Below are 3,407 nucleotides of genomic sequence, written 5' to 3' on the forward strand. Positions count from 1 at the left end.
CTCCTCTTCGACGCCCCCACCCCCGACCGCGTCGCGTTCACGGTCCCCGCCGGAACGGAACCCCGCGACGCCCTCACCCGCGCCCTGGACGCCCTCGCCCGCGCCTGCGACACAGCCGTCGCCGACCTGGAGACCGAGCCCCCCGGACAGGTCTTCGCCGGCATGGCCTGGGAGGTCATGAACCTGTACGCCTTCCTCAGGCCCCACCTGGACGCCCCGCCGAAGACGACCCCCCTGCGCTTCACCCTCGGCCGCGCCGACACCGCCGTCCTCTTCCACCGGCCCGCCCTGGAACTGCCCCGCGAGAGCGACGGCACCGCCCTGCGGCTCCGGTACGGCGGTGAGCGGCCCGCCTTCCCCTCCGGCTCCCTGGAGTACGCCACCTACCGCAGCGGGCGGCCGTCCCCGTGGAGCGTGCCTGTCCCCCTGGCCCTGCGCAGTGTCACCGCGCCGTCCCTGGTGTCCTACGGCGGCGACCTCCACGTCGTCTTCGCCCGCCCCGGCGACCAGCGGCTGATGTGGAGCCGGCTGCGCGGCGGCGCCTGGAGCGCGCCCGTGCCGGTCGGCGGTTCGGGCAGCCGTCAGCGCGCGGCGCTCACCGTGCACGGGGGCCTGCTGTACTCCTTCCACACCACGCCGGACGGCGAGATCCTGTGGAGCCGCTTCGACGGTTCGGCGTGGACCCGGGAAGCGCGGGTGGCGGGCTGGGACAGCCCCGTGTCGCCCGACATCGCCTCGCACGGCGGGCACCTCTGGGTCGCCCGCCGCGACCACGGCAAGCGGATGCACCTCGACCGGCTCGACACGGACTTCCGGAGCGCCTTCACGCACTGCTTCACCGACTCGGCGAGCGACAGCGCCCCCGCGCTCGTCTCCACGGGCGACGCCCTGTGGATCGCCCACCGCGGCCTCGACGACCAGGTCCACGTCCGCTCCAGCGACGCCCCGTCGGACCCGGCCCGCTGGCAGGCCCACGCCCCCGCGCCCGGCCTGCTGACCGAGCGCAGCCCGACCCTCGTCGACCACCCCGGCCCCGGCCCGCACCTCCTCGCGCGCGACACCGACGGCCGGCTGCGCCTCGCCGCCCTCGCCGACGGCGGCGGCTGGGCCGAGCCCCCCGCGCCCGCCCACGACGGCGGCTTCCCGGCCCTGGACGCCGGCGGCGCGGCCTTCCACCGAGGCAGGCTGTACGTGACGTACCGCCGGTGAACACCTCCCCCGACCACCCCGCAGAAGGGCACGATGGGTTCATGCCGATCTCCCATGTGAACAGCCGCTTGGCCCAGGCCGGTACGTCGATCTTCGCCGAGATGTCCGCACTCGCCGCCGAGACCGGTTCGATCAACCTGGGCCAGGGTTTCCCCGACACCGACGGCCCCGCCGAGATCGCCCGCGCCGCCGCCGACGCCGTCCTCGCCGGGCGCGGCAACCAGTACCCGCCGGGCCGGGGCGTCCCCGAGCTGCTCGATGCCGTCGCCCACCACCAGAAGCGGTTCCACGGCATCACCCTGGACCCCGGCTCCGAGGTCCTCGTCACCGCCGGAGCCACGGAGGCGATCGCCGCGTCCCTGCTCTCCCTGCTGGAGCCCGGCGACGAGGTGATCACCTTCGAGCCCACCTACGACACCTACGCGGCGTGCATCGCGATGGCGGGCGGCGTCCACGTCCCGGTCCCCCTGCGCCCGCCGTCCTTCCGCCCCGACCTGGACGCGCTGCGGGCCGCCGTCACCCCGCGCACCCGCATCCTGCTCCTCAACTCCCCGCACAACCCGACCGGCACGGTCCTCACCCGCGAGGAGCTGGCCTCGGTCGCCGAACTCGCGGTGGAACGGGATCTGCTGGTGATCTCCGACGAGGTGTACGAACACCTCGTGTACGGCGTGGAGCACGTCCCGGTGTCCACGTTCCCGGGCATGCGGGAGCGCACCCTGACGATCAGCTCGGGCGGCAAGACCTTCTCGTTCACCGGCTGGAAGGTCGGCTGGGTCAGCGGGCCCGCCGCGCTGGTCTCGGCGGTCCTCACCGCGAAGCAGTTCCTCACCTATGTGTCCAGCGGGCCGTTCCAGTACGCGACGGCGCAGGCGCTCCGGCTCCCCGACGACTACTTCGACGGGCTGCGGCGGGAGCTGCGGGCCAAGCGCGATCTGCTCGCCGAGGGCCTGCGGTCCGCCGGGTTCACGGTCCATCAGCCGGACGGCACCTACTTCATCACCACGAGCATCAGGGGGCTCAGCGACGCGGACGGGCTGGAGTTCTGCCGGGAGCTGCCCCGGCTGTGCGGGGTGGCGGCCATCCCCAACCAGGTGTTCTACCGGGACCCCGGCGCGGAGGCCCGGGGCCTGGTCCGGTTCGCGTTCTGCAAGAAGACCGGCGTGCTGACGGAGGCGGTGGAGCGGCTCGGCTCCCTGGCCGGGCGCTGACCGACGACGCGGCGCGGCCACGCCCTTCCGGGGACGTGGCCGCGCCGTGTCAGTGGGTGTGGCCGTGGCCGTGGTGGTGGCCCTCGGTGAGCCACTCCGGCGCGTCGCCCCGGACGAACTTCAGGTAGTGGTCGGTCGACTCCTTGAGGATCCGCTGGGCGTCCCGGCGGATCGCCGGGGCCCACCAGTGGGCGTACATGCGGTCGTAGGAGTACGGCTGGACGGCCTCGACGACGCCGTGCACGCCGCGTTCGGGCAGCGGGAGGCGGTTGGGGGCGCTGTAGAGGAACGCCACCCGGTCCTCGCCGGGGGAGATGTTGATGGTGTCGCCGGTCAGCAGGACCCCGAGGCCGTCGGCGCCCTGCGCCCAGTGCAGGACGGCGCTGCCGGGGAAGTGGCCGCCGCACTGGATCAGGGTCACGCCGTCGGCCAGCGGGACCTCGTCCGACCAGGTGCGCACGAGGTCCTCGGCCGAGTCGGGGCGCCCGAGCCAGTGGATGTCCACCTCGGGCAGCAGAATCTGCGCGCCGAAGATCCGGGCCCACTCGACGATCGCGCCGTAGAAGTGCGGGTGGCTCGCGGTGACGACGCTGAGCCCGCCGGCCTGCCGGACGGCGTCGACGGCGGCCTCGTCGAGGTACGGCGAGGGGTCCCACATGATGTTGCCCGCGTCGGTGCGCAGGACCAGCCCGCGCTGGCCGATGCCGATCATCGGCTCGGCGCCGACCCCCAGGAGGCCGGGCTCCACCTCGCGCACCACGGAGTGGTAGCCGCCGGCCGCCATCGCGTCGAGGGTGGTCCAGCGCTGGCCGCCGGCGGGGACCCACTGGCGGTCGTCCTCGCAGATCACGCAGTCGTCGGGAGGCGTGTCCCCCTCGGTGTAGGCGTGGTTCCCGCACGTCTCACATACCCACGGCTTGGTGGTCATCTTGGTCTCCTCAGCCGGTCTCAGACGAGTTCGAGCAGCAGTTCCGCCAGCTCCTCGGG

At 73.9% G+C, this 3,407-nt stretch carries 3 protein-coding genes; 2 read left to right on the forward strand and 1 reads right to left on the reverse strand.

Features of this window, described 5'->3' with window-relative positions; all coding sequences use genetic code 11:
* Positions 1-1,209: hypothetical protein (locus AOK24_RS34815; RefSeq protein ID WP_055723983.1), on the forward strand; the 1,209-nt coding region annotated here is incomplete at its 5' end.
* A 41-nt stretch (positions 1,210-1,250) separates the two neighbouring features.
* Complete coding sequence (locus AOK24_RS34820) at positions 1,251-2,420, forward strand: pyridoxal phosphate-dependent aminotransferase (RefSeq protein WP_055723984.1); 1,170 nt, start codon at positions 1,251-1,253, stop codon at positions 2,418-2,420.
* 49 nt (positions 2,421-2,469) lie between these two features.
* Here the strand turns inward: AOK24_RS34820 and AOK24_RS34825 are convergent, their stop codons facing one another.
* Complete coding sequence (locus AOK24_RS34825; RefSeq protein ID WP_055723985.1) at positions 2,470-3,348, reverse strand: MBL fold metallo-hydrolase; 879 nt, start codon at positions 3,346-3,348, stop codon at positions 2,470-2,472.
* Positions 3,349-3,407: the final 59 nt, after the last annotated feature.

Source organism: Streptomyces niveiscabiei, from assembly GCF_001419795.1.
GTDB lineage: Bacteria > Actinomycetota > Actinomycetes > Streptomycetales > Streptomycetaceae > Streptomyces > Streptomyces niveiscabiei.